This window comes from Streptomyces rubiginosohelvolus, from assembly GCF_014649875.1.
Classification (GTDB): Bacteria; Actinomycetota; Actinomycetes; order Streptomycetales; family Streptomycetaceae; genus Streptomyces; species Streptomyces rubiginosohelvolus.
The window spans coordinates 411,774-438,089 of the sequence record NZ_BMTW01000004.1; the positions used below are offsets into that span (position 1 = coordinate 411,774).

At 72.4% G+C, this 26,316-nt stretch carries 29 protein-coding genes; 14 read left to right on the forward strand and 15 right to left on the reverse strand.

The features are described 5' to 3' along the window. Nucleotides 1–522, forward strand: coding sequence for a DinB family protein (locus IE134_RS14025; protein WP_373296798.1), 522 nt, complete (start codon nt 1–3; stop codon nt 520–522). Between the two features lie 147 nt (nt 523–669). Next, complete coding sequence (locus IE134_RS14030; protein WP_078614398.1) at nt 670–1,146, forward strand: hypothetical protein; 477 nt, start codon at nt 670–672, stop codon at nt 1,144–1,146. 44 nt (nt 1,147–1,190) lie between these two features. Here IE134_RS14030 and IE134_RS14035 read toward each other — a convergent pair whose 3' ends face one another. The 7 genes from IE134_RS14035 to IE134_RS14065 all read right to left on the reverse strand — a co-directional run bounded on the left by IE134_RS14035 (nt 1,191) and on the right by IE134_RS14065 (nt 7,282). Continuing rightward, on the reverse strand, nt 1,191–1,664 hold the full coding sequence (locus IE134_RS14035; RefSeq protein ID WP_030713775.1) for a hypothetical protein: 474 nt from the start codon (nt 1,662–1,664) through the stop codon (nt 1,191–1,193). Between the two features lie 96 nt (nt 1,665–1,760). Beyond that, nucleotides 1,761–2,444 carry a uracil-DNA glycosylase gene (locus IE134_RS14040; RefSeq protein WP_030713772.1) on the reverse strand — a complete coding sequence of 228 codons (684 nt, stop codon included), beginning with the start codon at nt 2,442–2,444 and terminating at the stop codon, nt 1,761–1,763. A gap of 101 nt (nt 2,445–2,545) precedes the next feature. Further along, the gene (locus IE134_RS14045; RefSeq protein WP_030713769.1) at nt 2,546–4,126 is read right to left on the reverse strand and encodes an ABC transporter substrate-binding protein; all 1,581 of its coding nucleotides are present in this window, start codon (nt 4,124–4,126) and stop codon (nt 2,546–2,548) included. 118 nt (nt 4,127–4,244) lie between these two features. Continuing rightward, complete coding sequence (locus IE134_RS14050) at nt 4,245–5,000, reverse strand: SDR family oxidoreductase (protein ID WP_189430651.1); 756 nt, start codon at nt 4,998–5,000, stop codon at nt 4,245–4,247. Between the two features lie 20 nt (nt 5,001–5,020). After that, nucleotides 5,021–5,782, reverse strand: a complete 762-nt coding sequence (fabG, locus tag IE134_RS14055) for a 3-oxoacyl-ACP reductase FabG (RefSeq protein ID WP_006122981.1) — start codon at nt 5,780–5,782, stop codon at nt 5,021–5,023. Nucleotides 5,783–6,020: 238 nt separating this feature from the next. After that, nucleotides 6,021–6,404 carry a DUF3037 domain-containing protein gene (locus IE134_RS14060; protein WP_030713760.1) on the reverse strand — a complete coding sequence of 128 codons (384 nt, stop codon included), beginning with the start codon at nt 6,402–6,404 and terminating at the stop codon, nt 6,021–6,023. Then, the gene (locus IE134_RS14065; RefSeq protein ID WP_030713757.1) at nt 6,401–7,282 is read right to left on the reverse strand and encodes a HipA family kinase; all 882 of its coding nucleotides are present in this window, start codon (nt 7,280–7,282) and stop codon (nt 6,401–6,403) included. The genes IE134_RS14060 and IE134_RS14065 overlap by 4 nt, the downstream gene beginning before the upstream one ends. 295 nt (nt 7,283–7,577) lie before the next feature. Here IE134_RS14065 and IE134_RS14070 point away from each other — a divergent pair, with 295 nt between their 5' ends. Continuing rightward, the gene (locus IE134_RS14070) at nt 7,578–9,518 is read left to right on the forward strand and encodes an ATP-binding cassette domain-containing protein (RefSeq protein ID WP_098020352.1); all 1,941 of its coding nucleotides are present in this window, start codon (nt 7,578–7,580) and stop codon (nt 9,516–9,518) included. A 31-nt stretch (nt 9,519–9,549) separates the two neighbouring features. On the opposite strand, the gene IE134_RS14075 is transcribed toward IE134_RS14070, so the two are convergent. Then, nucleotides 9,550–10,287: an SDR family oxidoreductase gene (locus tag IE134_RS14075; RefSeq protein WP_098020351.1), complete on the reverse strand. Its 738-nt coding sequence runs from the start codon at nt 10,285–10,287 to the stop codon at nt 9,550–9,552. A 92-nt stretch (nt 10,288–10,379) separates the two neighbouring features. On the opposite strand from IE134_RS14075, the gene IE134_RS14080 reads away from it, so the two are divergent. The 5 genes from IE134_RS14080 (at nt 10,380) to IE134_RS14100 (ending at nt 15,015) form a co-directional block, all read left to right on the forward strand. Beyond that, entirely contained in the window at nt 10,380–11,219 is an 840-nt protein-coding gene (locus IE134_RS14080) for a LysR family transcriptional regulator (RefSeq protein ID WP_126931952.1), read from the forward strand. Between the two features lie 303 nt (nt 11,220–11,522). Beyond that, nucleotides 11,523–12,545: a helix-turn-helix domain-containing ATP-binding protein gene (locus IE134_RS14085; RefSeq protein WP_126931951.1), complete on the forward strand. Its 1,023-nt coding sequence runs from the start codon at nt 11,523–11,525 to the stop codon at nt 12,543–12,545. Nucleotides 12,546–12,687: 142 nt separating this feature from the next. Next, the gene (locus IE134_RS14090; protein WP_030714107.1) at nt 12,688–13,401 is read left to right on the forward strand and encodes a C39 family peptidase; all 714 of its coding nucleotides are present in this window, start codon (nt 12,688–12,690) and stop codon (nt 13,399–13,401) included. Nucleotides 13,402–13,453: 52 nt separating this feature from the next. Beyond that, complete coding sequence (locus IE134_RS14095; RefSeq protein ID WP_126931950.1) at nt 13,454–14,443, forward strand: alpha/beta hydrolase; 990 nt, start codon at nt 13,454–13,456, stop codon at nt 14,441–14,443. A 113-nt stretch (nt 14,444–14,556) separates the two neighbouring features. After that, nucleotides 14,557–15,015: a Rieske (2Fe-2S) protein gene (locus IE134_RS14100; protein WP_030713743.1), complete on the forward strand. Its 459-nt coding sequence runs from the start codon at nt 14,557–14,559 to the stop codon at nt 15,013–15,015. Here IE134_RS14100 and IE134_RS14105 read toward each other — a convergent pair. Further along, complete coding sequence (locus tag IE134_RS14105) at nt 15,002–15,673, reverse strand: cysteine hydrolase family protein (RefSeq protein ID WP_126931949.1); 672 nt, start codon at nt 15,671–15,673, stop codon at nt 15,002–15,004. The two genes, IE134_RS14100 and IE134_RS14105, sit on opposite strands and share 14 nt — an antisense overlap. 142 nt (nt 15,674–15,815) lie before the next feature. Between IE134_RS14105 and IE134_RS14110 the strand changes: the two genes are divergently transcribed. Continuing rightward, nucleotides 15,816–16,286, forward strand: a complete 471-nt coding sequence (locus IE134_RS14110) for a pyridoxamine 5'-phosphate oxidase family protein (RefSeq protein WP_097886756.1) — start codon at nt 15,816–15,818, stop codon at nt 16,284–16,286. Nucleotides 16,287–16,325: 39 nt separating this feature from the next. Here the strand turns inward: IE134_RS14110 and IE134_RS14115 are convergent, their stop codons facing one another. After that, nucleotides 16,326–17,240 carry a LysR family transcriptional regulator gene (locus IE134_RS14115; protein ID WP_030713733.1) on the reverse strand — a complete coding sequence of 305 codons (915 nt, stop codon included), beginning with the start codon at nt 17,238–17,240 and terminating at the stop codon, nt 16,326–16,328. Nucleotides 17,241–17,314: 74 nt separating this feature from the next. Here IE134_RS14115 and IE134_RS14120 point away from each other — a divergent pair, with 74 nt between their 5' ends. Next, nucleotides 17,315–18,424, forward strand: a complete 1,110-nt coding sequence (locus IE134_RS14120; RefSeq protein WP_189430686.1) for a DMT family transporter — start codon at nt 17,315–17,317, stop codon at nt 18,422–18,424. On the opposite strand, the gene IE134_RS14125 is transcribed toward IE134_RS14120, so the two are convergent. Continuing rightward, nucleotides 18,415–19,746, reverse strand: a complete 1,332-nt coding sequence (locus IE134_RS14125; protein ID WP_030713726.1) for an aminotransferase class I/II-fold pyridoxal phosphate-dependent enzyme — start codon at nt 19,744–19,746, stop codon at nt 18,415–18,417. The two genes, IE134_RS14120 and IE134_RS14125, sit on opposite strands and share 10 nt — an antisense overlap. 35 nt (nt 19,747–19,781) lie before the next feature. Here IE134_RS14125 and IE134_RS14130 point away from each other — a divergent pair, with 35 nt between their 5' ends. Further along, the gene (locus tag IE134_RS14130; RefSeq protein WP_030713724.1) at nt 19,782–20,492 is read left to right on the forward strand and encodes a pyridoxamine 5'-phosphate oxidase family protein; all 711 of its coding nucleotides are present in this window, start codon (nt 19,782–19,784) and stop codon (nt 20,490–20,492) included. Between the two features lie 68 nt (nt 20,493–20,560). On the opposite strand, the gene IE134_RS14135 is transcribed toward IE134_RS14130, so the two are convergent. The 3 genes from IE134_RS14135 to IE134_RS14145 form a co-directional block, all read right to left on the reverse strand. After that, entirely contained in the window at nt 20,561–21,520 is a 960-nt protein-coding gene (locus tag IE134_RS14135; RefSeq protein WP_189430653.1) for a DMT family transporter, read from the reverse strand. A 162-nt stretch (nt 21,521–21,682) separates the two neighbouring features. Continuing rightward, on the reverse strand, nt 21,683–22,708 hold the full coding sequence (locus IE134_RS14140) for an EamA family transporter (protein ID WP_189430654.1): 1,026 nt from the start codon (nt 22,706–22,708) through the stop codon (nt 21,683–21,685). Between the two features lie 86 nt (nt 22,709–22,794). Next, nucleotides 22,795–23,340 (reverse strand): Clp protease N-terminal domain-containing protein, encoded by a 546-nt coding sequence (locus IE134_RS14145; RefSeq protein WP_030713718.1) that lies wholly within the window; start codon nt 23,338–23,340, stop codon nt 22,795–22,797. Nucleotides 23,341–23,586: 246 nt separating this feature from the next. On the opposite strand from IE134_RS14145, the gene IE134_RS14150 reads away from it, so the two are divergent. Further along, the gene (locus IE134_RS14150; RefSeq protein WP_030713715.1) at nt 23,587–23,799 is read left to right on the forward strand and encodes a hypothetical protein; all 213 of its coding nucleotides are present in this window, start codon (nt 23,587–23,589) and stop codon (nt 23,797–23,799) included. Nucleotides 23,800–23,860: 61 nt separating this feature from the next. Next, nucleotides 23,861–24,292, forward strand: a complete 432-nt coding sequence (locus tag IE134_RS14155; protein WP_097971011.1) for a type II toxin-antitoxin system Rv0910 family toxin — start codon at nt 23,861–23,863, stop codon at nt 24,290–24,292. Nucleotides 24,293–24,384: 92 nt separating this feature from the next. Here IE134_RS14155 and IE134_RS14160 read toward each other — a convergent pair whose 3' ends face one another. Next, nucleotides 24,385–24,993 carry a PadR family transcriptional regulator gene (locus tag IE134_RS14160; RefSeq protein WP_073824656.1) on the reverse strand — a complete coding sequence of 203 codons (609 nt, stop codon included), beginning with the start codon at nt 24,991–24,993 and terminating at the stop codon, nt 24,385–24,387. A 162-nt stretch (nt 24,994–25,155) separates the two neighbouring features. Between IE134_RS14160 and IE134_RS14165 the strand changes: the two genes are divergently transcribed. Continuing rightward, complete coding sequence (locus IE134_RS14165; RefSeq protein WP_098895541.1) at nt 25,156–26,274, forward strand: NADAR family protein; 1,119 nt, start codon at nt 25,156–25,158, stop codon at nt 26,272–26,274. The last annotated feature ends 42 nt before the right edge of the window (nt 26,275–26,316 follow it).

Below are 26,316 nucleotides of genomic sequence, written 5' to 3' on the forward strand. Positions count from 1 at the left end.
ATGACCCCCATGACTTTTGCCGAACGCCTTGAACCCCCCATCGACGCCGCCGAACGCCCCATGCTGGAGGGCTGGCTGGACTACCACCGCGAGACGCTCATCGCGAAATGCGCGGGTCTCACGGACGCGCAGTTGCGGGAGGCGTCCGTGCCGCCCTCCGCGTTCACCCTGCTCGGCCTCGTGCGGCATCTGGCCGAGGTGGAGCGCTTCTGGTTCCGGGAGATCCTGGCGGGCGAGGAACTCCCGGACCTCTACTCCACCGAGGAGGACCCGGACGCGGACTTCACAGTGTCGGAGACCACCACCTGGGCCGAGACGGAGGCCGTCTGGCGGTCGGAGACGGCGGCGGCGCGCGAGAGCGCGGCCGCGTTCGGCCTGGACGACTTCTCCAAGGGCCTCAGTTCGTCGGGCAAACCGTTCAATCTGCGGTGGATATACACGCACATGATCGAGGAGTACGCCCGGCACAACGGCCACGCCGACCTGGTGCGCGAGCGCGTGGACGGCGCCACCGGGGTCTGACCTCCCCGAGCCGTCGGCGGACGCTGCCGGACGTCGGTGGCTCCCGGTCAGCAGGGTGCGGGGCGCCGCGCTGACCGGGTCACTCGTGCGGGCTGTTCCCCGCCCACCGGGCCCCCCGGGGCCGGGCCGCACCGCAGAGTTGGCCGGGTGCAGAGAACCAGAATCACCGCGAAACTCCTGGTCGGGTTAGCGGTCACCGCCGTCTCCGGATGCGTCTCGGTGGCGCCCGGGACCGTTTCTTCCCCGCCGCCCGGTCCGGGAGCCACCGGGCCCGCCCAGGACGTGGCTCCGCAGATCGTGCAGCCTCCCGCACGTGAGGGGCTGGAGGTCGTGCCGGATCCGAGCGGGCCGCCCGCGCGGCCGTCCTCCCCCGCGCCTCCGGCCGCCGGCTCCCCCACGGAGACACGACGCGCCGGGCCGGCGGGGGCCGCCAGGCCGCCCGAGCGCGGGGACCCGCCGCCGCGGCGGGCGCCCGACCGGGCCCCGAGGGTCCCGTCCGTCACGGTGCCCGCCCTGCCACGCGTCCCCGGCGGCGCGGACGTCTGTGCGCTCGGCCGGGGGTACGGCGGCTGGCCCGCGGGCAGCCCGCAGGCCCGCATCTGCTCGGAGGCGTACGGCCGCTGACGCTCCTGCGTTCCTGGCCCCCGGGGCCTGCGGGGCCCCGGGGGTCACTGCTCCCGCAGGCGGAGCTCCAGGCGGTCGATGGCGGCGCGGACCCCGCCGCCGTACCCGTCGTCCGCGAGGGACTCGGCCGCGGCGCGGGCCCGATGGAGGTGGATACGGGCGGAGTCGGGGCGCTGGAGCTTGAGGTAGTCGGCCGCGAGGTTGAGGTGCAGCGAGGGGTAGAACGCCCGGACGGCCGGAAGGTCCCGGTGCTCCGCCGCCCGCCCGCCGCCCGCACCCTCGGCGGCCGTCAGGGCGCGCAGGTCCCAGGCCAGCTCGTCGCCGGGGTCGTCCTGGGTGTCGGCCATGTAGTGCGCGAGGGTGCAGCGGTGCAGGGCGTCGCCGTCCGCTCCGAGCTCCGACCAGAGCGCGCCGAAGCGGTTGCGGGCCTCCTCCCGGTCACCTCCGTGGAGCAGCATGATCGCCTGGCCGATCCTGGTCATGACGGCGTCCTCCGACGCCTCCTGCTGCTCCACCACTGCGCTCTCCTCGTCGCCCGTCCGGCCGGTCACCCGTCCGTCCGACGCTAACGCCGGGCTTCCGCATAACCGGTCAGACACGGGCGGCGGGCCACATCAGCCGAGGTCGGGGATCCGCCAGTCGATCGGCTGGTGCCCCTGGGCGGCCACGGCCTCGTTGATCTGCGTGAAGGGGCGGGAGCCGAAGAACTTCTTGGCGGAGAGCGGCGAGGGGTGCGCGCCCTTCACCACGATGTGGCGCTCCTCGTCGATCAGGGGCAGCTTCTTCTGCGCGTAATTGCCCCAGAGCACGAAGACCGCCGGGTCGGGCCGGTCGGCGACGGCGCGGATCACGGCGTCGGTGATCTTCTCCCAGCCCTTGCCCTTGTGGGAGTTGGCCTCGCCGCCCCGGACGGTCAGCACGGCGTTGAGCAGGAGGACGCCCTGTTCGGCCCAGGGCATCAGATAGCCGTTGTCCGGGATGGGCAGGCCCAGCTCCTCCTGCATCTCCTTGTAGATGTTGCGCAGCGACGGCGGCGTCCTGACGCCGGGCCGCACGGAGAAGCAGAGCCCGTGCCCCTGACCCTCGCCGTGATACGGGTCCTGGCCGAGGACGAGGACCTTCACCTGGTCGTAGGGCGTGGCGTCCAGGGCGGCGAAGACCTGCTCACGGGGCGGATAGACGGGACCCTTGGCCCGCTCCTCCTCGACGAAGTCCGCCAGCTCCTTGACGTACGGCTTCTGCAGTTCTTCGCCGAGGACGCCGCGCCAGGACTCGGGCAGCAGGTCGATATCGGTCACGTCCACAACCTCCGGTGAGCAACAGGTTCTTGATCCCAGAACCTACCGGTCACCACTGACAACGGGCCCCCGAGGAGGCCCGTCGTCCCTGCCACCAGGTGCTACCAGCTGGCCTTGCGGTACAGCTCCCACATCTGCATGACGGTCTGCGGGTCCAGTGCCCGCTCGCCGCCGCCGATGTCCTCGCCCGCGGCGACGTACAGCTTGCCCTGCCACAGCGGCAGCAGGCGGACGTCGTTGACGAGGATCTCCTGGGCCCGCTCGAACTGCTTGCTGACCGCGCCCCGGTCGCTCTCCTGCCGCGAGGCGGGGATCAGCTGCTGGGTGATCTCCTTGTTGATGTACGGGCTGCCGGTGACGGGCTCCTGGCCCACGAACGGGGCGACGAAGTTGTCGGGGTCCGGGAAGTCGGGGAACCAGCCGCGGCCGAAGACCGGGTACTCGCCCTTGTTGAAGCCTTCCTGGAACTTCTGCCAGGGCTCGCCCCGCAGCGTGATCTTGAACAGTCCGGACTCCTCCAGCTGCCGCTTGAGCTCCTCGAACTCGGGCTCCGTGGCGGAGCCGTAGCGGTCGGTGGTGTACCAGAAGGTCATCTTCACGGGCTCGGTGACACCGGCCTCGGAGAGGATGTTCTTCGCCTTCTTCACATCCGGGTCGCCGTAGGTGTCGAAGAAGCTCGTGGTGTGTCCGGCGATGCCCTTGGGGATCATGGAGTAGAGGGGCTCGGCGGTGCCCCGGTAGACCTTCTCGACCAGCGCGTCGCGGTCGACGACATGGGCGATCGCCTTGCGGACGGCGGGGTTCGCGGCGGCCGGGTCCTTCGGGTTGAAGACCAGGAAGCGGATGTCCGCGCCCGTGCTCTCGACGATCTGGAGGCCGGCGTTGTCGTCCTTGTTGTCCTCCAGGCTGACGACCTCCTCGGCGGTCAGACCCCGGTAGGTGGCGTCGATCTCGTCGGCCTTGAGCGCGCTCACCATGTCCGCGGACTTCTCGAAGTAGCGGATGGTGACCGCGTCGTTCTTCCGGTTGGCGAAGCCCTTGTAGTCCGGGTTCTTCTTCAGCTCGGCGGTCTTCTGGCCCTCGTAGGACTCCAGGAGGTACGGGCCGGAGCCGGTGACCTTGCCGTCGTCGCGGATCTTGTCCTTGCGGTAGTCGCCGGGGGCGACGAGCGACATGGCGGGCGTGGCCAGGATGAACGGGAACGTGGCGTCGGACTTGTTCAGGTGGAAGACGACCGTGTCGTCACCCTTGGTCTCGATCCGGTCCAGCGAGCCGAGCATCCCGGCCGGGCCGCCCTTGAAGTGGATGTCCACGATGCGGTCGATGGAGTACTTCACGGCCTCGGCGTCGAGCTTCTCGCCGTTGGAGAACTTGAGGTTCTTCTTGAGCGTGCACCGGTACGCCATGCTCGTGGCGTCGGTGAACTTGCACTCTTCCGCCGCGTCCGGCTCCGGGCTCGTACTGCCGGTGGGGAAGCTCACCAGGGTCTGGTAAACGTTCCGCATCAATTCCCAGGAACCGTCCCAGGCCGCCGCCGGATCGAGCGTGGACGGGGAGCTGGTCGTCCCGACGGTTATCTTCTGGTTCGTTTCCGATCCGCTGTCGGAAAGGAGACCGCAGCCGGCCAGCAGAGAAAGGGAAGCTAGGGCTGCAGCAGCCTGCAGACTGGCCCGGTAGAACACGTGCACGCTCCTCGATCAGCCATGGGTCGGCAGACCATACCGCAGCGCCCCACCAGGTCAATCCGCTGACCCGGCGGGGCACTTGACTCAATCAGGGCCAAATCGGTCCAGGCCGCTCTCAGCCCACGCCCGCGTTGAGGAAAATTCCTCCGTCGACCACGAGGGTCTGGCCGGTGATCCAGTCGGACTGTGCGGAGGTCAGGAAGGCCGCCGCACCTCCGATGTCCTCGGGCACACCGAGCCGGCCCAGCGGGTAGGCGGCGGCCGCCTCCGCTTCACGGCCCTCGTAGAGCGCCTCGGCGAACTTCGTCTTGACCACGGCCGGGGCGATCGCGTTGACCCGGACGACCGGGGCGAACTCGTGCGCCAGCTGGGCGGTCAGGTTGATCATGGCCGCCTTCGACATCCCGTACGCGCCGATGAACGGCGAGGGGGCGACGCCGGCGACGGAGGCGATGTTGACGATCGCCCCGCCGTTCTCCTTCTGCCAGGCCTTCCAGGTCTGCTGGGCGAAGCCGAGCGCCGAGATCACATTGGTCTCGTAGACCTTGCGGGCCACATTCAGGTCGAGCTCGGCCATGGGGCCGAAGACCGGGTTGGTCCCGGCGTTGTTGACCAGGAAGTCGACCCGGCCGAACGCCTCCATCGTGCGCTCGACCGCCGCGGCCTGGTGCGCCTCGTCGTGCGCCTTGCCGGGAATGGCGATGACACGGTCGGCACCGAGCCGCTCCACGGCCTTCTTGAGGGCGTCCTCGCCCCGCCCGGTGATGGCGACCCGGTCGCCGCGGGCGACGAGCGCCTCGGCGATCCCGTAGCCGATGCCCCGGCTGGCGCCCGTGACGAGGGCGACCTTTCCACTGTCCTGCACCGTCATGATGTCCGCTGCCCTTCGGATCAGTTGAGGGGTCCGCCGGCCACGTACATGACCTGGCCGGAGACGAAGCCCGCGTCGTCGCCCGCGAAGAAGGCGATGGCGTTCGCGACGTCCTCGGGACGGCCGACGCGCTGGACCGGGATCTGGGTGGCGGCCGCCGCCTGGAACTCCTCGAAGCCCATGCCGACGCGCTCGGCGGTCTGCGCGGTCATCTCGGTGACGATGAAGCCCGGCGCGACGGCGTTGGCGGTGACGCCGAACTTGCCGAGTTCCTTGGCGAGCGTCTTGGTGAGGCCCTGGAGGCCCGCCTTGACCGCGGAGTAGTTGGCCTGGCCCCGGTTGCCGAGGGCCGAGGAGGAGGAGAGCGAGACGATCCGGCCGAACTTGGCCTCGACCATGTGAGCCTGGACGGCCTTGGCCATCAGGAACGCGCCCTTGAGGTGCACGTTCATCACGATGTCCCAGTCGGACTCGCTCATCTTGAACAGCAGGTTGTCGCGGAGCACGCCCGCGTTGTTCACGAGGATCGTCGGCGCGCCCAGCTCGGCGGCGACCCGCGCGACGGCGGCTTCCACCTGACCGGCGTCCGACACGTCGCAGCCGACGGCCAGCGCGGTGCCCCCGGCGGCGGTGATCTTCTCGACCGTGTCCTTGCAGGCCGCCTCGTCGAGATCGAGTACGGCGACGGCGCGGCCCTCGGCCGCGAGGCGTACGGCGGTGGCGGCGCCGATGCCCCGCGCCGCTCCCGTCACGATGGCGACGCGCTGCTCGGTGGTGGACATGCTTGGTTCTCCTCGCCCTTGGATAGCGGCTCAGCGGACATCGGGGCGCTTCCCCGCCAGCCCTGACACTCCCTGACGGAAAGACCTCCGATTGCTGAGCAACCGCTTAGTACCTTCAGCAGACGAGACGCTAGAAGCCCTGGCACCCGGTGTCAACGGCGCACGCCCCGGCGGGCCGTACGTCACACCGGGCGGGAGCGTCCGCCGCTGTGCCGTCGTGGCCCGGCCGGGGCGCGGATCAGCGCACGAGGAGGTCGAGCAGCCGTTCCACCTCACCGGCCGGGTCGGTGGTCAGCCCGCTGTGCACCGCCCCGGGCTGGACGACCGTGGAGCGCGGGGCGATCAGCCAGCGGAACCGCCGTCCGGCGTCGTCGCCCGCCGCCTGACCGGCCTCCGCACCGCCGCCGCAGACCCCTTCGACGGCGCGCAGGGCGGCCCGCACCCCGACGACGTCGGCGTCCGGGTCGAGCGCGTTCAGCTTCGCCTCGTCGAGGTAGGTCCGGGCGGCCACGAACGAGTGGGCCCGGCAGTAGACGAGCACCCCGGCGTTGAAGCACTCCCCCCGCTCGACCCGGGGCACGACGCGCAGGAGCGCGTACTCGAAGACATCGCGCCGCGTCATCGGCCGCCCTCCTCGCCGGTACGGGCGACCGCCGCGGCGCGGTCGTCGCCCGCGGCCTGCTTCCGCCGTGGTGGCAGCCGGTCGGTGAGCCAGCCCGGGGCCTGGGAGGGCCGGGTCGCGGTGGGCGCGTCCAGCGTGATCCGCTCGTGGATGGTCGCGGCCCGCGCGAGCAGCGGGGCGACATAGGCCCGGCGCACCTCGTCGGCGGAGCCGAAGCCGGGCTCGTCGGCCAGCCAGACGTCCGGTACGTCGGCGGCGACCTCGGTGAGCAGCTCCTCGGTGACGAGCGGGGCGAGCTCGGCGGCGGCGGCCGCGATGTCCGGCCCGAAGGGGGCCAGGACGTGGTCGGAGGCGTTGTACGGCTTGGCGGCGGACGCCTGGGCACCCGGCCAGTTGTGGTGCCAGATCATGGTCGCGCCGTGGTCGATGAGCCAGAGGTCGCCGTGCCAGACGAGCAGGTTGGGGTTGCGCCAGGAACGGTCCACGTTGTTGATCAGCGCGTCGAACCAGACGATCCGCCCGGCCTCGGCCGACCCGACCTCGTAGGCGAGCGGGTCGAACCCGAACGAGCCCGGCAGATAGTCCATCCCGAGGTTCAGCCCGCCACTCGCCCGGAGCAGCTCCTGCACCTCCTCGTCGGGCTCGGCGAGTCCGATGACGGGGTCGAGCTCAATGGTCACCAGCTCGGGCACCCGCAGTCCCAGCCGCCGGCCGAGCTCCCCGCAGATGATCTCGGCGACGAGCGTCTTGCGGCCCTGTCCTGCACCGGTGAACTTCATGACGTACGTACCGAGATCGTCGGCCTCGACGATGCCGGGGAGCGAGCCACCCTCACGCAGGGGCGTGACGTAGCGGGTCGCAATGACCTCTTCTAGCATTTCTTCGGGCCACCCATCCCTTGTGAAGTGAGCATTTTAGCCGGGGGTGATCACCGGGCAGGCCGGCCTCGGCGCCCGCTCCCCCGGTGAACGGTTCGTGCCGCGCGGTGGTGTCGGCGTTTCGGCCACTTCCTGCCCGGTCCCGCTCCGGGCCCCACCAGGGGTCCCGCGCCCGCGGGGTTCCTGACGCCGGGGATCACGGGCCTCACAGCACGACCGGATGACGTGTGTTCGATATTGCGGCCGCCTCGTTGTACCTCGTGACTCTGCCGCAGCGACCGTCCGAGGGGGAACGATGACGTCGGCCATCACGCAGGACCAGCCGCCACAACGACCGCGAGGGGGTGCGCCGGACGACGCACCGGAGGAGGCCGGTGTTCGAGAGGAGGAGTATCTCTACCGGGACGAGTCCCGGCTCGGGGCCGGATCCCAGCTGACCTCACGGACCATGGCACGGCGCCTGCCCGCCCTCGTCCGGCGCTCGGTGCGGATGGCCTGGCACGTGGACCGCGGCGCGACCGTCGGCCTGCTGGTGTGCCAGATCGGGACCGGTGTCCTCGCGGCCCTCGGTCTCCTGGCCGTCACGGGCACGATCACCGCACTGGTCTCCTCGGGCGACATCACCGAGCGCCTGTGGGACGCCGCCCCGCAGCTCGCCGTCATCGCCACCGCCGCCGGTCTGCGCGCGCTGCTGGGCATCACCGTCGTCTGGCTCACCGGCCGGCTGCGCCCGGTGCTCGGCCGGGCGGCGGAGCTGACGATGATCGAGGCCGCGCTGGGCGCGGAGCTGGCCGCCAACAACAAGCCCGGTTACAACGACGCCTACGACATCGCCGACCGTGGCGCGCAGGTCACCCCCGACCTCGTCGAGGAGGCGCAGGACGTCCTCGCGGCCACCGCCACACTCGCCGCCGGGGCGACCGTGCTGACCGTCCTGCACCCGCTTCTCCTTCCCCTCCTCCTTCTCGCGACCCTGCCGCAGGCCGCCGCCTACGTCCGCTCGGCCCGCGTGATCTATCTCGCCGGTCTGGAGACCTCCGGGCGGCGCCGGATGCTGAGCAAACTGCGCTGGCACATGGCCTACATGGAGTCCAGCGAGGAGATGCGAGCCTGCCTGGCCGGTCCCTTCCTCACCGGCCGCTACCGAAAGCTGGCCGCCACCGTCAACGCGGCCGAACGCAGCGCCGCGAACACCGGTGCCTGGATGGGACTGGCCGGGGCCGCTGCCGGCGGAGTCGCCTCGATCGCGGTGTGGGCGGCGCTGCTGTGGCTCCTGGCCTCGGGGCGGATGGACCTGGCGGCGGGCGGCGGCGCCGTGTTCGCTCTCCAGACCGCCACCGGCTCGGTGCGGGGCATCATCAGCGGCGGGGCCCGCCTGGTGCGCACCGGCTGGTATGTGCAGGACTGGCAGAACTTCCTCGACAACGCCCACGGCCAGGCCATGACCGACTCCCGTGGCACCGCCTCCCTGACCGCCGCCCCGCAGCGCTTCGAGGTCCGCGACGTCACCTACCGCTACGACGGCGCCCCGAAGGACAGCCTGCGCAACGTCTCGCTGCTGGTGAAGCGCGGCGAGATCGTGGCGCTGGTCGGGGAGAACGGCTCCGGCAAGTCCACGCTCTCCCGCCTGCTGTGCGGGCTGTTGCTGCCCACCGAGGGCGACGTGGCCTGGGACCACGCCTCCACGGTGGACCTCGATCCGTGGACGGCATGGGAGCATGTCGCGCTGGTGCCGCAGAAGTTCACGTATCTGCCGCTGACGATGCGCGACAACATCACCTTCGGCCAGGGCGACACCGGTGACGCGGCCGTGCTCGCCGCGTGCGAGTCGTCCGGTGCCGCGGAGATCCTGCCGGAGCTCCGCTCCGGCCTGAACACCCTCCTCACCAGCGAATGGTTCGGCGGGCAGCAGCTCTCCGGCGGACAGTGGCAGCGCCTGGTCCTCACCCGCGCCTTCCACCGGCAGGCCGCGCTGCTGGTGATGGACGAACCCACGGCCGCGCTCGACGCCCGCGCGGAGCACCGGATCTTCACCGGCCTGCGCGACCTGGCCAAGGACCGCGCCGTCCTGCTGATCACCCACCGCCTCACCAATGTGGCGGTCGCCGACCGGATCGTCGTCCTGGACGAGGGCCGGATCGTGCAGGAGGGCACTTACGCCCAGCTCACCCGGGAGCCGGGGCTCTTCCGGTCCCTGTGGGAACTGCAGCGCCGTATGAGCGACGGCGCCGCCTGACCTCCCCGGCACGCCGCGCCGGGGCGCCTCTTCACCAGGGCACGGAGCCCTCGTCGTCGAAGAGGCCCCCGGTCGGCCCGTCGTCGGGGAGGGTCGCGAGCCTGATCGCGACCCGTGCCCCTTCCTCGGCGGTGCGGGTCCCGCTGAAACCGTTCAGGTCGGTGGCCACATAGCCGGGGCAGGCGTTGTTCACGAGGATCGAGGTGGAGCGCAGCTCCGCGGCGTACTGGACGGTGACCGCGTTGAGGAAGGTCTTCGTCGGCGCGTAGCCCCCGCTGACCCCTCCGAGGTGGGTGGCGGGGTCGGTCTGCAGGGTCAGGGAGCCGACGTGGCTGGACTGGTTGACGATCCGCGGATGCGCGGAGCGGCGCAGCAGGGGCAGCATCGCGTTGGTGACCCGGACGACCCCGACGACGTTGGTGTCGACCAGCCGCAGGAGGGCGGCGGGGTCGAGCGACGTCGGCTCGTCGGGCCAACCGCCCGCCGCACCGGCGTTGTTGACGAGTACGTCGAGCCGGCCCGCGCGCTCCTCCACGAGCCGGGCGGCGGCCCTCACGTCGGCGTCGTCGGTGACGTCGAGCGGGACGGCGAAGGCGTCGATCCCCCTCGCGCACAGCGCCGCGACGGCCTGCGCGCCGCGCTCCCGGTCCCTGGCGCCGATGCCGACGCTCCAGCCGAGCGCGCCGAGGCCCGCCGCGATCTCGTATCCGATTCCCTTGTTCGCGCCGGTGACCAGCGCGATCGTCTGTTCGCTCATGTCCGCCAGCATCGGCGGCCGGGCGCCGGGGACCAACACCGTACGGGCCTGGCAGCGATGCCTTCGCGGCATCGGTAGCGGTCAGGGCGGGTTACGGTGCCGCCATGGAGATGCGTGAGCTGCGGTACTTCGTCGCGGTCGCGGAGGAACTGCACTTCGGCAGAGCGGCCGAGCGGCTGGGGATCGCCCAGCCGGCGCTGTCCCGTGCGCTCGCCGGCCTGGAGAGACGGCTCGGGGTGGTGCTGCTGGAGCGGTCCAGCCGCCGGGTCCGGCTCACCGATGCGGGAGCGGTGCTGCTGACGGAGGCGCGTGCGATCCTCGCGGCGGCGGAGGCTGCCGAGCGCCGCACCCGGGAAGCGGCCGAGCGGCGGCCGCGTATCGCCCTGGCGGTCAAGGCCGGGACGGCGGGCGAGCTGCTGGCCAAGGTGCTCGACGCGTACGCCGCGCACCCCGGCGCGTGCGCGGTCGATCTGCTGCTGTGCGAGGCGCACGAGCAGCGGGAGCTGGTGTGCTCGGGGCGGGCGGACGTGGCGCTGCTGCATCTGCCGTTCGACACCGTCACCGGACTCGACACGGAGGCGCTGCTGACCGAGGGGCAGGTCGTGGTCCTGCCCGGCGACCACGCGCTGGCCGGCCGGACGGCGGTGTCGCAGGCCGAGGTGACCACCGCGCCCGGCCCTCCCTCGGCCCGCTGGCCCGCCCCGGACGGCAGCTGCCCCGAGGGCCCCGGGGTCGCCGTGCGGAACCTGACCCAGCTCTTCCAGCTGATCGCCCTCGGCCGGGCCACCGTGGTCCTGCCCGCCTCGGCCGCCGTCGACCTGCGGCGGGACCTGGTCGCCGTGCCGGTGACGGACGCGCCGCCGGTGACGACGGTGCTCGCCTGGCTGCCGGAGAGCCGGTCGCGGCCGGTGGCCGATCTCGTCCGGGTGGCGGCGACGGTCTGAGCCCTCCGGGGGTCCGTCGCAGAAGGCGCCCCACGTTACGCGGCGCTACGGGTGTCCGGCACCCCTGAGGGGCGCGGCGGTCTGGTGCGGCTGCCGGTCCGCTGGACGGCCTCGGCCCGGAGCCCGGCATACCCCGTCCCGGTGACGGGTAGTGGCCTGTTCTCCGCCGGTGCGGCGAGCGGTAGGTGGTCCTCCGTTCCCCGCCGGTGTTCGCGCACGGTCGGCAGCCCGCCGGGCCGCAGGCGCGTGCAGCCGAACGGGCCGCGTGTGCGGTCGCCCGGCCCGCCTTCCCATGGAGCGTCCATGCTGCGGATCCACTTCACCCCCGAGGACCTGACGCGGGTCAGGGTCGCGCCGGGGCCGGACTTCCTGTGGGAGATCACCAACAGCGTGCAGACCCTGCAACGGACGGACGGGGAGCGGGTGTTCGGCGCCTGGCGGCGCTGGGTGCGGCCCCGGCTCCCGGAGAGCCGCCGGCTGCTCTCCCCGCTCCTGCCGCCTCATGGGTACTCCCCCGACTTCCTCACCCCCACCTCCGGCGACCGCACCACGCTCGGGGCCGCCGTCGACACCCTGCTCGGTACGCCGCGGCCGAGGCTGCGGGCGGAGCTGACCCGGCTGGCCGGGACGAGGCGGCTGCCCGGCTGGGCCGCCGCTCTGGCCGAGGGAGACCCGGACGCGCTCGCACGGCTGGGCAAGGCGCTCCACGCCTACCAGGCGGAGGCGCTCGTACCGCACTGGCGGCATGTCCGCGTGGCGCTGGAGGCCGACCGGGCGCTGCGGACACGGCAGTTGATGGACGGCGGCACCGAGGCGCTGCTGGCCGGTCTCGGGCCCGACGTCCGCTGGCGGCCGCCCGTGCTGGAGGTCACCTACCCGGTCGACCAGCACCTGCGGCTGAACGGGCGGGGCCTGGTGCTCCAGCCGTCGTTCTTCTGCTGGCCCACCCCGACCACCCTGGCGGACAGTGATCTGCCGCCCGTCCTGGTGCATCCGGTCCAGCACGCGGCCGACTGGGCGGACACCGCGGGCTCGACGGAACCGGCGACCGGCCGGAGCCCTCTCGGCCGCCTCCTCGGGCAGACCCGCGCCGATCTGCTGCGAGCCGCCCGTAGCGGATGCTCGACCGTGGAGGCGGCCCGGATGCTCCAGGTGACCCACCCGGCCGTCAGCCAGCACATGAACGTCCTGCGCGGTGCGGGGCTGACCACCACCGTCCGCACGGCCGGCCGCGCCTTTCACGTCGCGACCGCCGAGGGACGGGCGCTGCTGGCCGCCGAGGACCGCCGAGCGGGACGCGGACCCGGCGTCAACCCGCGCCCGTAAGCCTGGACTTACAGCGCTTGTGCCCGTCGCCGCCGGGCCATCACGCTGTCCCCTGTCACCGCACCGCCCGGCCGGACGGCCCCATCCTCCCGTCCTCGCACGGCGACGTTCCCGTACGGCCCCGTCCCCCACAGGAGCCCTCATGCGCGCGAGACTTGTCCCCGGTGTGATCGCAGCACTGACCCTCGGAGCCCTTCTGCTCCCCGGCACCGCTCAGGCCGCCCCCGGCCCCGCCGTCCCGGTCGTGGACGTGCGGGCCCACGACTCGACGGCCGGCACCGCCCTCGCCTCGGGATACAACGAGCCGGGAACGGAACTGCGCGTCGACGCCGGGCGGACGAGCGCCGCCCGCTGGCTGGAGATCGACTACCAGGTCCAGCAGACCGGCTACTGGTGCGGTCCCGCCGCGACCCGCATCGCGCTCTCCGCCCGCACCGCCGCGCCGAGCCAGGGCGAGCTGGCGGCGCAGCTCGGCACGACGGAGGCGGGCACCGACCACATCGGCCAGGTCACCGCCGTGCTCAACGCCCGTCTCGGCGGGGGCTGGTACGAGACCAAGGAGATGCCGAACGACCCGCCCACCCAGGCGCAGCGGGACCTCCTGTGGCACGACATCGTGTTCGACATCGACCGCAACTATCCGCTGGTCGCCAACATCGTCGCCCCGCCCGGCAACCAGCCGCCCGGTTACCCGCCGGACCAGACGATCTACCACTACTTCACCGTCTTCGGCTACGACGCGGTCGACCGCACGGTCCTCATCGCGGACCCGGCGTCCTTCGGCGGCAACCAGATCTACTGGATCTCCTTCGACCAGCTGGCCACGCTGATCCCACCGAAGGGCTACTCCGCCTGACGGCTCCGCACCCCACGTCCCGCACTCCCACTCCCCTGACCAGGAGGTCACGTTGAGCACCCGACGGCCCACCCGCAGAGGCGTCCTGAAGGCCGCCGCCGGAATCACCGCGACCACGGCACTGGGCGCGGGAGGCGTCCTGGCGTCGGCGTCCGCCGCCCATGCGGTGGGCGACGGCTTCGGTCTGCGCATCGTGGACCGCGACGAGCGCGATCCCCGTATGCGCTACTTCCGCTTCGCGACCGACGCGATCGGCTGGAACCCCGGCGTCAACGTCCTGCTGCCGGACGGCTACCACACCGGCGGGCGCAGGTATCCGGTCCTGTACCTGTTCCACGGAGGCGGCACCGGGCAGGACTTCATCACCTTCGACCGGATGGGCATCCGCGACTGGACCGCCGGAAAGCCGCTCATCGTCGTGATGCCGGACGGCGGTGCGGCGGGCTGGTACTCCAACCCGGTCGCCTCCAACGTCGGCCCCCGCAACTGGGAGACGTTCCACATCGCCCAGCTGCTCCCGTGGGTGGACGCCAACTTCCGTACGTACGCGGAGTACGACGGCAGGGCCGTCTCCGGCTTCTCGATGGGCGGGTTCGGCGCGCTGAAGTACGCGGCCAAGTACTACGGGCACTTCGCCTCGGTCAGCTCCCACTCCGGCCCGGCCAGCCTGCGCCGTGACGCCGGACTCGTCACCCACTGGGCCAACCTCTCCTCCGCTGCCGTGGAGTTGGGCGGCGGCACGGTCTACGGGGCGCCGCTGTGGGACGAGGCGCGGGTCAGCGCCGACAATCCGGTGCAGCGCGTCGAGAGCTACCGGAACAAGCGGGTGTTCCTGGCGGCGGGCACCAGCCCCGACCCGGTCAACTGGTTCGACACGGTCAACGAGACACAAGTCCTGGCCGGCCAGCGGGAGTTCCGGGGCAGTCTCGGCGCGGCGGGGATTCCGCACGAGTGGCACGAGGTGCCCGGCGGCCACTTCGTCCGCCCCGATCTGTTCCGGCGGGATGTGGACGGGATCATCGCCCGCCTCCGTAAGGCCTGACGGGCCGGGCCACCGGCTTACGGCGCGGTCGTCGGCGTGAACATCGCGGTCTCAGGGCACGTACCTCTGACCGACGTGCCCGAGACGGGGACACCGACGAAGGGAATGCCGCGATGAGCGCAACGCAGGAGCACCGGAGCCTCCTCGGACGCCGCACGGTCGTCGCCGCGGTGGGAGCGGCCGGAGCGGCTGCCGCCCTCACCGCGTGCGGCGGCGGATCGGACGACAAGGGAGGCTCCGACGCGGTCGAGCAGCCCGGGAGCGGGGGCGAACAGCAGGGCGGCGGTGCGGTGCTCGCCGCCACCGCCGACATTCCGGAAGGGGGCGGAAAGGTCTTCGCGCAACAGAAAGTCGTGGTGACCCAGCCGAAACCGGGCGAGTTCAAAGCGTTCTCGTCCACGTGCACCCACCAGGGCTGCGCGGTCAAGGACGTCTCGGCCGGGACGATCACCTGCCCCTGCCACAACTCCACCTTCGACGCCGCCACGGGCAGCCCGACCGGCGGGCCCGCCACGCAGCCGCTGCCCGCCCGTGAGATCACCGTCGAGGGCGACTCGATCAGGCTGGCGTAACCGCCGCCCCCTGTCTGCGGGGCCGCTTCCAGCCGCCGAGGACCGCGTCCGTGGTGGTGACGGTGGCGACCAGGGCCAGGGTGTTGCGGACCATGGCGGGGGTGTATTCGGCGGGCACCCCCGCGATGGCGTCGGCCGGGACGACGGCCGTGTAGCCGAGGTTGACCGCGTCGAAGACGGCGTTGGGGATGGCGATGTTGGCCGAGACGCCGGTGACGACGAGCGTGCGGCAGCCGAGGTTGCGCAGCAGCGGGTCGACGTCGGTGCCGGCCAGGGGCGAGAGTCCGTGCAGCCGGCGGACGACGAGGTCCTCGTCGGCGACCTCGATGGGAGGCGCGACCCGGACGGCGGTGCTGCCGGAGTGCTGTTGGACGGGCAGCCGGGCGGCGGCGCGGAAGAGCCGGGCGTTGCGGTTGCCGCCGCGTCCGTCGGGCCGGCTCTCGGCGACCGCGTGCATGACCTGGACGCCGGCCTCGTGGGCGGCGGTGACGAGGCGGGCGACGTTGGCCAGCGCGCCCGACGAGCGTGCGGCGGCGGCGAGTTCGGGCAGGGCGCTGTCCGGGCCCACGACGCCCTGCTGGCATTCGACGGTCAGAAGAACGGTGGTGGCGGGGTCGAGCAGAGCGGTGAGCCGCTCGTGCGATTCCCTCGACGGCACGGGCACTCCTCTCCTGTGTCTCCGGGGCGGGTCCCGTGGACGGACCGGGCGCGCGAGAGTAGCGGCCATTGCGTCATGAAGGAAGAGCGTCCATGATTTCTGACACCCAGTCAGCACCATGGACTTCGAGGAGAGGGCGGCCATGACCGACACCCAGCGACGAGGCCGCCGGATCATGATGACGCCCGAGGAGCGGGACACGTATCTCGGCGAACAGCGCACCTGCCGGGTGGCGACCCTCGGCCCGGACGGCGCTCCGCACATCGGCGCGCTGTGGTTCGTCTGGGACGGCGGCTCGCTCTGGCTGTACTCCATCACGCGCAGCCTGCGCTGGTCGCAGCTGCGCAAGGATCCCAGGATCGCCGTGGTCGTGGACGACGGCGAAGGGTACGAGGAGCTGCGCGGCGTGGAGCTCACCGGCCGGGCGGAGTTCGTCGGCGAGGCGCCCCGCACGGGCGAACCCTGCCCCGAACTGGTGCAGCCGGAGCGGCTGTTCCCCGTGAAGTACTTCGGCATCACGGAGATGCCGCACGACGGACGGCACGCCTGGCTGCGGCTCACCCCGGAGAAGATCACCTCCTGGGACTTCCGCAAGCTCGCCGGTCTCACCTGAACCCGGGGGCCGCCGCCCTTCGGGCTGCCTCTCAGAGGCTCACCCGCCTGCGGCCGCCACGCCCGCCCCCGCCGCACGCAGCGCCGTCACGGCGGCCCTGACCGACGGGCGGCGGTCCGCGTCCGTGCGCCAGACCACGTGGACATGCCGCCGCATCGTCTGTCGCACCGGGACGAGCCGCACCCCGTCGGGCACCGGACCGCGCCCCAGCCGCGGAGCCACGCAGACGCCGAAACCGGCCGCGATCAGGGCGAGTTGCGTGTGATGCTCACCGGCCAGGTGGGCGATGCGCGGCTCGATGCCCCGGGAGCGGAGGGTGAACATCAGCCAGTCGTAACAGAATTCGCCCTCGGGCCAGGACACCCACGGATCGTCCGCGAAGTCCTCCAGGTCCACCTCGTCGCGGTCCGCCAGCGGATGCCCGGCAGGCATGGCGATGTCCGGTGCGTCGTCGAGGAGTTCGGCCTTGGTCAGCCCCCCGGGCACGGGCAGCCGCTTGTTGCTCCAGTCGAGCACGACGGCTAGGTCGACGTCTCCGCGGAACACCGCGCGCAGCCCCTGTTCGGGCTCCAGCTCCCTGGTACGGACGGTGAGATCGGGGTGGTCCGCGCGCAGGGAGGTGAGCGTCGCGGGGAACAGCCCCCGGGCCGCGGTCGGGAAGGCGCAGATCCGCACCTCGCCGACGACCTCGCCCCGCTGGGCCTCGATGTCGGACTGGGCGAGCTCCACCTGCGACAGGATCCGCGCGGCGTGGTCCGCGAGCAGCCGGCCGGCGTCGGTGAGGCGGACACCGCGGCCGTTCTTGGCGAGCAGCCGCTGCCCCACCTCGCGCTCCAGCTTGGCCATCTGCTGCGAGACCGCCGACGTCGTGACGTGCAGCCCGTCGGCCGCCCCGCTCACCGAGCCGTGCCGGGCGAGGGCGTCCAGGGTACGCAGCCGCTCCAGGTTCAACATATAAGTGATGCTACGCGATCCACCGCAGAAAGATTCGCTTGTCCTACGACATTGTCGCCGCCAAGCTGGACCTCATGAGCGCTCCCTGCGAGCCGAGGGCCACGGCCCCGGCGTCAGCCCCTCCCGTCCCGCCCGTGCCGTCGGCGACGACCACGGCATCGGCGTCGGCCCCGGCCGCCCGGCGGCCGGCTCTCGACTGGCGGATCCGGTTCGCGGGGCTCTCGCTCATCTGGGGGTTCAGCTTTCTGCTGATCAAGGTCGGGACCGAGGGGTACGCCCCGTTCCAGGTCACCTTCGGCCGCCTGCTGGCCGGTACGGCGGTGCTGGTCGCCGCCATGGTGATGCGCCGGGAGCGGCTGCCGCGTTCGGCCCGGACCTGGGGGCACCTCACGGTCGCGGCGCTGCTCCTCAACGCGCTGCCGTTCTCCCTCTTCTCCTACGCGGAACTGACGATCCCCTCGACGCTGGCCGGGATCTGCAACGCGACCTCGCCGTTGTGGGGCATGGCGCTGTCGGTGGTCGCCCTGTCCGAGGACCGCCCGACCCGCCGCCGGGTGGCCGGCCTGGGCGTGGGCTTCCTCGGCGTCCTCACGGTGCTGGGCGCCTGGCAGGGCTTCTCCGGCCTGGATCTGCCGGGCACGGGCATGGCCCTGCTCGCCTCGTTCTGCTATCCGGTCGGCTGGATCTACGTCCGCCGCACGCTGGCCGGGACCGGCTCGTCGACACTGGCGCTGACAGGCAGTCAGCTGTGCCTTGCCACGGTGCAACTGGCCGTGGTGACACCGCTGTTCACCTCCGCCCCCACCTCCTTCCCGCTTCTTCCCACGCTCTCCGTCCTCGCCCTGGGGGCGCTGGGCACGGGCCTCGCGGTGCTGCTCCAGTACGGCCTGGTCCAGGAAGTCGGCCCGACGACGGCGCAGATGGTCACGTACTTCATCCCGGTGATCGCGACGGCGGCGGGCGTCGCGCTGCTCGGCGAACAGCTGAGCTGGAACACTCCGGTCGGGGCACTGGTCGTCCTCGTCGGGGCGGCCCTCACCCAGAGCCGCCCCCGCCGGACCCCCGCCACCGCCCCGATCCCGACCCCCGCTCCCACCCCGGAGGGCAGCCTGCCCGCCGCTCCGGCCCCGGGATCGCCTCCGGTCGAGGCCGCCGGACACGGCCCCCGCCCGCCTCAGCCGTAACTGACCGGTCGCGCGGGCCCCGCCGCGGCGGCCACCGCGTCCGCCAGGGGCCCGATGTCCGCCGCGGTCAGCGGGGAGACGGTGAGCCGGACCGCCTGGGGCGTGTCCAGCCGGAAGCGGGCGCCCGGGGCGGCCGCCCAGCCCGCGTGGAGCAGCCGGGCGACCGCCCCGGTCTCGTCGCTCACGGGCACCCACACGTTCATCCCGCTGCGGCCCCGGGCGCTGACACCGCGTTCCGCCAGCGCCTGGATGAGCGCGTCCCGCCGGTCACCGTAGGACCGGGCGACCGTACCGGTGTCGACGGCCCCCGAGGTCCACAGGTGGAGCACGGCGCGCTGGAGCAGCCGGCTGACCCAGCCGGGCCCGAGCCGCTGCCGCCCCTCCACCCGGTCGACGGTGACGGCGTCCCCGGTGAGCGTGGCGACCCGCAGGTCCGGGCCGTACGCCTTGGCAGCCGAGCGGATGAACGCCCAGTGGACCGTCGCCCCGGCCAGCGGGTGCAGCGGCAGGTCGACGATGGCGTGCCCGTGGTCGTCCTCGATCAGCAGCACGTCCGGATGGCGGGCGAGGACCGCGCGCAGCTCCCGGGCGCGCCGGGCGTCCACCGACGCGCCGGTCGGGTTCTGCGCGCGGCACGTGACGACGAGGGCCCGCGCCCCGGACCGCAGCGCCCGCTCCACATCCGCGGCCAGTGGCCCGGAGTCGTCCACCCCGACCGGTACGGCACGGAGTCCGAGCGCCGGTACGAGATCGAGCACGCTGCCCCAGCCCGGGTCCTCCACGGCCACCGTGTCGCCCGGCCTGAGGTGCGCCGCGAGAGCCCGCTCGATCGCGTCCAGGGCACCGGAGGTCACGGCGACCGGCCCGGCGGGGACCCCGTCGGCGTCCAGCGCGGCGCGGGCGTACGCGGCGAACTCCGGGACCACGGGGGCCTGCCCGTACAGACCGTGGCTCTCCGCATCGGCGGCGGCGGCCGCGGCGAGCGCCGGTCCGAGGTCGGGCAGCAGCTCCGGATCGGGATTGCCCTCACCGAGGTCCCGGACGCCCGGCGGCGCCTCGATCCGCAGGGAGCCGCGCGAGGTGCTGGCCGGGGCGGCCCGCACCCGGCTCCCCCGGCGGCCCGCCGTCTCGATCACCCCGCGCTCGCGCAGCGTCCGGTAGGCGGCCGCCACGGTGTTGGGGTTGACCTCCAGACGCGCGGCCAACTCCCGCATGGGCGGCAGCACATGGCCCGGCGGAAGGTCTCCGGAGCCGACCCCGCGCTCGACGCTGGCGGCAATCTCCGATGCACGCCGCCCACTGATCCGATACTCTCCTAGCACAAACAACATTATGCACTAGTACAACGGAGATCGCCATGCAGCACACCGCAGCGCCCGAAGGCACGGCTTCCGACGCCCCGGAATCCGGCGTGGCCGCCCCCTACCTGCCCACCGACCGCACGGTCCCCACCCGGTCCAGGGACCGCGCCTCCTACGACCGGGAGCTGGTGCACTCGATCCTCGACGAGGCCTACCTCTGCCATCTGGGCTTCGTGCGGGACGGCGCCCCGGTCGTCCTGCCGACCCTCTTCGGCCGGATAGGCGAGAGCCTGTACGTCCACGGCTCGACGGGCTCGCGACCGCTGCGGGCGGCGAAGACCACGGACCCGGGGCTGCCGGTCTGCCTGACGGTCACCCATGTCGACGCCCTCGTGCTGGCCCGGTCCGCCTTCCACCACTCGATGAACTACCGCTCGGTGGTGGTGCACGGCACGGCCGTGACGGTGACCGACCCCGAGGAGCTGCGGCTCGCCCTGGACGCGATCGTGGACCAGGTGGTGCCCGGCCGCTCCCAGGACTCCCGCCCCGCCAACGGCAAGGAGCTGGCCGCGACCGCGGTGATCCGGCTGGACCTGAACGAGGTCTCCGCGAAGGTCCGCACCGGCGGCCCCAACGACGAGCCCGAGGACGGCACCCTCCCGCACTGGACCGGCATCGTCCCGCTCACCCGGGGCTACGCCCCGCCGGTCCCGGCGGACGACCTGGACCCGGCCATCGACGTACCGGACTACCTGTCGGCGCTCTGACGACGACGGAGGCCGACCGCAACGGAGCGGAGGCCTCCGCCGACGTCATCCGGCTCCGGCCGGGCCCGTCACACAGCCACGGGCTCCTTCCGGCGGGCGACCGCCGCGCCACGCGCTTCGGCGAGGGCCAGTCCGGCCACGGCGGCCAGCAGAAGCAGCGTGCCGAGGACCGTGGCCGCCGTCAGCCGCTCGCGCAGGACGGTCACCGCGATGACGGCCGCGCTCACCGGTTCCAGGAGCATGATCACGGAGACGGTGGCCGCGCGGACGGCGGCCGCTCCGGCGAAGTACAGCGCGTAGGCGAGGGCGGTGGGGACCGCCGCCACGTAGACGATCAGCCACAGCACCTGCCCGGTCTCGGCGGTGTGCGGGACCAGCCCCTCGGCCAGGGCCATGGGCAGCAGGCCCACCGCTCCGATGGCGAACGCCCAGGCGCTGGTGGTCAGCGCGTCACCGCCGCCGCCGTCGCGCCCGAGCCACCGGGTGAGCAGGGTGATCGCCGCGTACCCGGAGGCGGACAGCAGCGCGAGCAGCACCCCGGCCGGTACGACGTCACAGCCCTCGCCGCCCAGGACCAGCACGGCGAGCCCGGTCAACGCCCCGGCAACGGCAGCCAGTCCGCCCAGGCCGAGGCGCTCGCCCAGCAGCACACGCGCCCCGACGGCGATGAGGACGGGCCCGGCTCCGAGCGTGACGATGGTGCCGACGGCGAGTCCGGTGACCTCGACCGCGGCGAAGTACGCGCTCTGGAACACGGTGAGCCCGATGCCGGTGCCGAGGATGCGGAGCAGCCGGCGTCGCCTGGGCTCGGGTTCCCGGGGCGTACGGCGGGGACGCAGCGCGAGCGCCCCGGCGAGCAGGACGAGACCGCCCGCGCAGCGCCAGAAGGACAGGGCGAGGGGGCCGAGATCGCTGACCCGGAAGATCAGGGACGCGGCCGCGCCGGCGGTGCCCCAGGCGACTCCGGCGATGACGAGATACAGCAGGCTCCGCCCGACGGGCAGCGCGGACGGGACAGGGAAGGACATGTGACTTCTCCAGCGGAAGACAGGATTTCGACAGGTCGCTCGGCTCCGCACGCGGGCAGCGACGAACCGCTCGGGGACTGCCCGAGCCCGGTCTTCGTCAGGAGTGGCCGCGCGCGCTAGGCGGCAGGCGGCGGCAGCACGGTGAGATGCATGGTCGGCACACTAATGCGGGGCCCGGCCGTGGGACAACTCGTCCTCGACCGGCCCGGCGACCGCTCCGGTGCCGGCCCCGGCGGCGACCGGACCCGAGGGGGGCTTCGGGGCGGCGGACTGGGCGATGAACGCACCGGTCAGCACGACGAATCCGCCGATGAGCTGCGGCGCGGAGAGGTGCTCGCCGAGGAGCACCCAGGCCAGCCCGGTGGCGATGACCGCTTCGAGGCAGGCGACGACCCCGGCCACCTGCGGCGAGAGCATCCGGACCGAGACGACCCCGGTGGCGTACGCGAGGACCGTGGCGAGCAGCACGATCCAGCCGAGCAGCAGCCAGGCGGGGACCTCGTCGCCGTTCATGCCCGCGCTGCCGCCGAGCAGCGCCCAGTCCATGCCCCAGGGGCGGGCCACGACCGTGAGGACGGCCGCGCCGACGATCAGTCCGTACGCGATGACGCCGACGGGGTGCGGGGGTTCGGCGCCGTCACCGGACCGGCCGTCCTGCCCGCCGCGGTCGGACAGGACGAAGTACCCCACCTGGCAACAGGCGGCGCCGAGGGCGAGCAGCAGTCCGAGGAGATCGAAGCTGAGCCCGGCCCAGACCTCGACGACACACGCGAGTCCGCCGACGGCCAGCACCACACCGACGGCGGCGGCCCGGGTGACGGGCCTGCGCTGCACGAAGCGGACCCAGCCGAGGACCAGCGCGGGCGCGAGATATTCGACCAGGAGCGCCACCCCGACCGGGATACGGGAGATCGAGGCGAAGTAGAACGCCTGGACCCCGGCCACCGCGAAGAGGCCGAACCCGGCGAGCAGGGCGGGGCGTTCGCGTACGAGGTTCCGGTGGCGCCAGGCGACCGGCAGCATGATGAGGGCGGCGCCCGCGACGCGGAGCCAGACCACGTGCAGCGGGTCGAGGCCCGCCTCGATCAGCGGCTTGGCCGCCACTCCGGAACCGCCGAACGCAAAGGCGGAGAGCAGGGCGAGTCCCAGCCCTGCGCTTCTGCCCTGAAACCTCGAAGACGCGTGCATCGGCACATCATGGCAGCAGTCGACAGCACCGTCACCCTCGTGACACCTGTCGAGACGACGCCCTCGGGGGCGAGCACCACGGAACCTCAGCCGCGCCGCGACTCCTCGGCCGCGAGCACCCCCGCGACGCGGTCGGCCAGCCACCGGGCGTCCACGCCTCCGCGGGCGAGCACTTCCACCGCGCGCGACTCGGCGTCGGCGGCCAGCGCGGCGAGCAGGTCGAGACCGGCGGCCCGGTCCTCGCCGCGCGCCGCCGCGCGGTACAGCGCGTCGTCCAGCGCGGCCAGCGCGGAGGGCGACCAGCCGTCGGCGGCCGGGTCGCGCACCACGGGAACGGCGCCGGAGTCCTCGACGGAGCCCTGCCAGCGGAGCCCGTAACCGATGCTGCGCTGGACGAGATAGCCGAGCACCCTGGCGAGCTGCGGCCCGCCGTCGAAGGCCTCACGGACCTCGGGGTCCGCCTCGATCAGCGAGTGCAGAAGGTGGGCGGTGTCGATCTGGCGGTCCCCGTCCCGCAGCGCACGCCTGCGCGCACCGGTCAGCACCGCTGCCAGTTCGTCGGTGAAACGGGCATCGAGTTCGGGGTGGTTCGGTGCGGGCTGCTCAGGGATCCGCGGCGTCCGGTTTTGCACCTCTCTACCCCATCAGTCCCGGAGCTGGAAGGCATCGCCGGAGCGACCCATTGAGCATCCCACCGAAGTTGGGGACGGTAGAGCGATCCGTCATCCTTGCGGATGAGATCGTGCCGGGGGAGGCAACCATGCGACCGCCGGGGCGCGCGCCGCCTTGCATCGCGCGCCCCCGCGGCAACCGCGGACCCCCGCGCGCACGTCCCTCACGCCACAACGCACACAGCGGGGACGGGAGGGGAGGAACGGGTGTTCTGGATGGTCGCCCTGCTCGCCCAGGACGGGCTGCAGTACGTCTACCGTGTGTACGCACCCGACGACGCCCTGCCCGCCGATCTCTTCTGGACGGCCTTCCACTGCCACGACGACGGGCCCCACCCCCGCGCGTCGGACCGCTTCGACGCCGCGGTGATCTGGCGGGCACCGACAGCCCCAGCAGATCTGACGGTTCATCAGTATTGAATGTTGGTGCGGCCCCCGCTACGTTCCGCGAACCGATACCGGACGAACCAGGGGTGGTCGCATGGCTGAAGTCAGCGCCGAGGCACGGATCGAGGCACCCGCGGGGAAGGTCTGGGACCACCTCACGGACTACGGGTCGTACGGGGAGTGGAACGCCACTCACACCAGCTTCCCCGGGGGCGGGCCGGCCGAGCTCAAGCTCGGGGCCGCCTACGAGGAGAACATGAAGCTCATGGGCTTCCCGGCCGAGGTGACCTGGACGGTCGACGCCCTGGAGCAGGGCCGTCTGCTGGCGACCCGGGGCAAGGGCCCGATGGGGGTCAATCTGGCGATGCGGTATTCCCTGACCCCGGAGGGCGACGCCACGACGGTACGCATCGACGGGGAGTTCACCGGCGCGGCGGTCTCGCTGATGGGCGGCAAACTCACGGACTCCGCGACGGCGGCGCTCCAGGAGTCGCTGCGCAAGCTCGGCGGTCTCGCGACTGCGTGACCCACGCCCGAACGGTACGCGAAGGGCCCCGGGGAATCCGTTCCCGCGGGGCCCTTCACGTACCGCCTGCCGCGCCGCATACCGCGCACGGATCAGTGCTCGTCGGCGAGGATCAGGTAGAGCTTCTTGCGCGCGTCATTGATGACGGTCAGCGCCTTCTGCCGCTGATCGGCGGAGCCGGTCTTCCAGACCTGCCCGAACGCCTCCATCAGACCGAATCCGGCCTGCCGGATCTCATTGACGCCTTCCCAGTCGACACCACGCCCCGCCTCCTCCCAGGGAGCCTCGGGGCCGGTCTCGGCCTCGCTCCGCCCGGATTCGGTGAGCGTGAACAGCTTCTTGCCGCCCTCGCTGGCGCTGACGATCAGCCCCTCGTCCTCCAGTAGCTGGAGCGTCGGGTAGACCGAGCCCGGGCTGGGCCGCCAGGCCCCGCCGCTCCGCTCGCCGATCTCCTGGATCATCTCGTAACCGTGCATCGGGCGGTCCTTCAACAGAGCCAGGATCGACGCCCGCACGTCACCGCGCCGCGCCCTCCCCCGACCGCCGCCGCCCCGGCCACGCCCGCCCCCGAAGGGACCACCACCGAAGGGCGGCCCGAACGGCCCGAAAGCGGCTCGTCGGCCGTCACCCTCGCCTCGACCGTGATGACCGGGCCCGCAGTGCCCCGGCCCGTGCTCGTGTCCATGTCCGTGTGAACGCATCGCTACGCTCCTTCCATCGTTGATCTGTCGCGATGCGTCAACGATATATCGGAAACTATCGGATGACAAGACCGTCGGGGCGCGGGCCGCCCGTGCTGCCCGCCCTGCCCCTGACGGAAAAAATCAAGGTCCGCCCGGCGGCCGCTGCGGCACAATCGCGGGATGATCGGCAGACGGATCACCTATCGCATCGCGGACGGCGTCCGCATACCCGGAACCTGGCGGCACGCCTTCATCCGCAACGGCAGGTACTTCCTCACCGACCTCTTCATCTACGCCGACGGACTCATCGACTGCTGGGGCCTGGTCACGATCGAGGAGTTCGAGGAGAAGCTGCGGACCGGCTGGGTGGCCACCACGCTCCCCGACGGCGCCGAGGCCTCCGCGCACGAACTGGCGAGCTGGAAGTTCAGTGAGCCGCAGAGCTGGCTCACCCCCGAACTGCTCATCGCCGAAGTCCGCGACACCATCGATCAGTTGAACAAACGGCCGGACTCGACCGGACGCGCTCTGGCCGCCGTCGACGTCTTCCTCGCGGACCGGACCGAGGAGAACCGAGCCGCGGCGGAAGCCGCGTTCCTCGCCGTCCCGGCTTCCCAGCGCCGCTACGCGCTGGGCGACATGGACAGCAAGGACTGGCCGCTGCGGGTCCTGGTGGCCGGGCCCGGGGGCCGGACCTATCTGCCGGGCGACCCGCCGGTCTCCCAGGAGGACCACGACCGGGCCCTCGCGTACTTCGAGGAGCGCGCCCACTGGAAGCGGGAGTACGACACACGCGTCCCGGCGGACGGACCGGCAACCCCGCACGCCCCCGCGATCCAGCTCTACCAGTCGTATCCAGACAAGCCGGTGGCCGACCCCGGCCACCGCGGACTGCGCAACGACTACCCCGCCCCCATCACCGTCGGGGAAGTCCTCCACCCCTCCGTCGCCCATGCCTACTGGGCCCTGTCGGTCGCGCGGCCGGAGATCAGCAGCGCGGTCACCGCGGCGGACACCGCTCACGCGGCACGCGAGCTCGCGGCCGCGGCACCCCGCCGTGAGGGCTGGGAGCACGTCCGCACCGCCGTCATGACCGGCCTGCTCCGCGCCAAGTACGACCAGCATCGCGAGCTGGCCGAGATCCTGCTGGCGACGGACGACGCCACCCTGATCTACGACGACATGGACTCGACCTTCTGGGGCGACAACGCCGGTCGCGGCCGCAACTGGACCGGCCGTCTCCTCGAACTCGTCCGCTCCGAACTGCACCTGCGGCGAAACGGGATCCCCGGACTGTGACCGGGCGGACCGTCTCCTGCGGGCAGACCGGGCCCGCAGGAG

What these genes read in the sequence shown, in the direction of transcription:
- IE134_RS14025 (WP_373296798.1), top strand. Translation starts at nt 1, where the DNA reads ATGACCCCCATGACTTTTGCCGAACGCCTTGAACCCCCCATCGACGCC.
- IE134_RS14050 (WP_189430651.1), bottom strand. Translation starts at nt 5,000, where the DNA reads ATGACGGTGCAGGACAGTGGAAAGGTCGCCCTCGTCACGGGCGCCAGC.
- fabG (WP_006122981.1), bottom strand. Translation starts at nt 5,782, where the DNA reads ATGTCCACCACCGAGCAGCGCGTCGCCATCGTGACGGGAGCGGCGCGG.
- IE134_RS14060 (WP_030713760.1), bottom strand. Translation starts at nt 6,404, where the DNA reads ATGACGCGGCGCGATGTCTTCGAGTACGCGCTCCTGCGCGTCGTGCCC.
- IE134_RS14065 (WP_030713757.1), bottom strand. Translation starts at nt 7,282, where the DNA reads ATGCTAGAAGAGGTCATTGCGACCCGCTACGTCACGCCCCTGCGTGAG.
- IE134_RS14070 (WP_098020352.1), top strand. Translation starts at nt 7,578, where the DNA reads ATGACGTCGGCCATCACGCAGGACCAGCCGCCACAACGACCGCGAGGG.
- IE134_RS14075 (WP_098020351.1), bottom strand. Translation starts at nt 10,287, where the DNA reads ATGCTGGCGGACATGAGCGAACAGACGATCGCGCTGGTCACCGGCGCG.
- IE134_RS14080 (WP_126931952.1), top strand. Translation starts at nt 10,380, where the DNA reads ATGGAGATGCGTGAGCTGCGGTACTTCGTCGCGGTCGCGGAGGAACTG.
- IE134_RS14085 (WP_126931951.1), top strand. Translation starts at nt 11,523, where the DNA reads ATGCTGCGGATCCACTTCACCCCCGAGGACCTGACGCGGGTCAGGGTC.
- IE134_RS14090 (WP_030714107.1), top strand. Translation starts at nt 12,688, where the DNA reads ATGCGCGCGAGACTTGTCCCCGGTGTGATCGCAGCACTGACCCTCGGA.
- IE134_RS14100 (WP_030713743.1), top strand. Translation starts at nt 14,557, where the DNA reads ATGAGCGCAACGCAGGAGCACCGGAGCCTCCTCGGACGCCGCACGGTC.
- IE134_RS14110 (WP_097886756.1), top strand. Translation starts at nt 15,816, where the DNA reads ATGACCGACACCCAGCGACGAGGCCGCCGGATCATGATGACGCCCGAG.
- IE134_RS14115 (WP_030713733.1), bottom strand. Translation starts at nt 17,240, where the DNA reads ATGTTGAACCTGGAGCGGCTGCGTACCCTGGACGCCCTCGCCCGGCAC.
- IE134_RS14120 (WP_189430686.1), top strand. Translation starts at nt 17,315, where the DNA reads ATGAGCGCTCCCTGCGAGCCGAGGGCCACGGCCCCGGCGTCAGCCCCT.
- IE134_RS14130 (WP_030713724.1), top strand. Translation starts at nt 19,782, where the DNA reads ATGCAGCACACCGCAGCGCCCGAAGGCACGGCTTCCGACGCCCCGGAA.
- IE134_RS14135 (WP_189430653.1), bottom strand. Translation starts at nt 21,520, where the DNA reads ATGTCCTTCCCTGTCCCGTCCGCGCTGCCCGTCGGGCGGAGCCTGCTG.
- IE134_RS14140 (WP_189430654.1), bottom strand. Translation starts at nt 22,708, where the DNA reads ATGCACGCGTCTTCGAGGTTTCAGGGCAGAAGCGCAGGGCTGGGACTC.
- IE134_RS14155 (WP_097971011.1), top strand. Translation starts at nt 23,861, where the DNA reads ATGGCTGAAGTCAGCGCCGAGGCACGGATCGAGGCACCCGCGGGGAAG.
- IE134_RS14160 (WP_073824656.1), bottom strand. Translation starts at nt 24,993, where the DNA reads ATGCGTTCACACGGACATGGACACGAGCACGGGCCGGGGCACTGCGGG.
- IE134_RS14165 (WP_098895541.1), top strand. Translation starts at nt 25,156, where the DNA reads ATGATCGGCAGACGGATCACCTATCGCATCGCGGACGGCGTCCGCATA.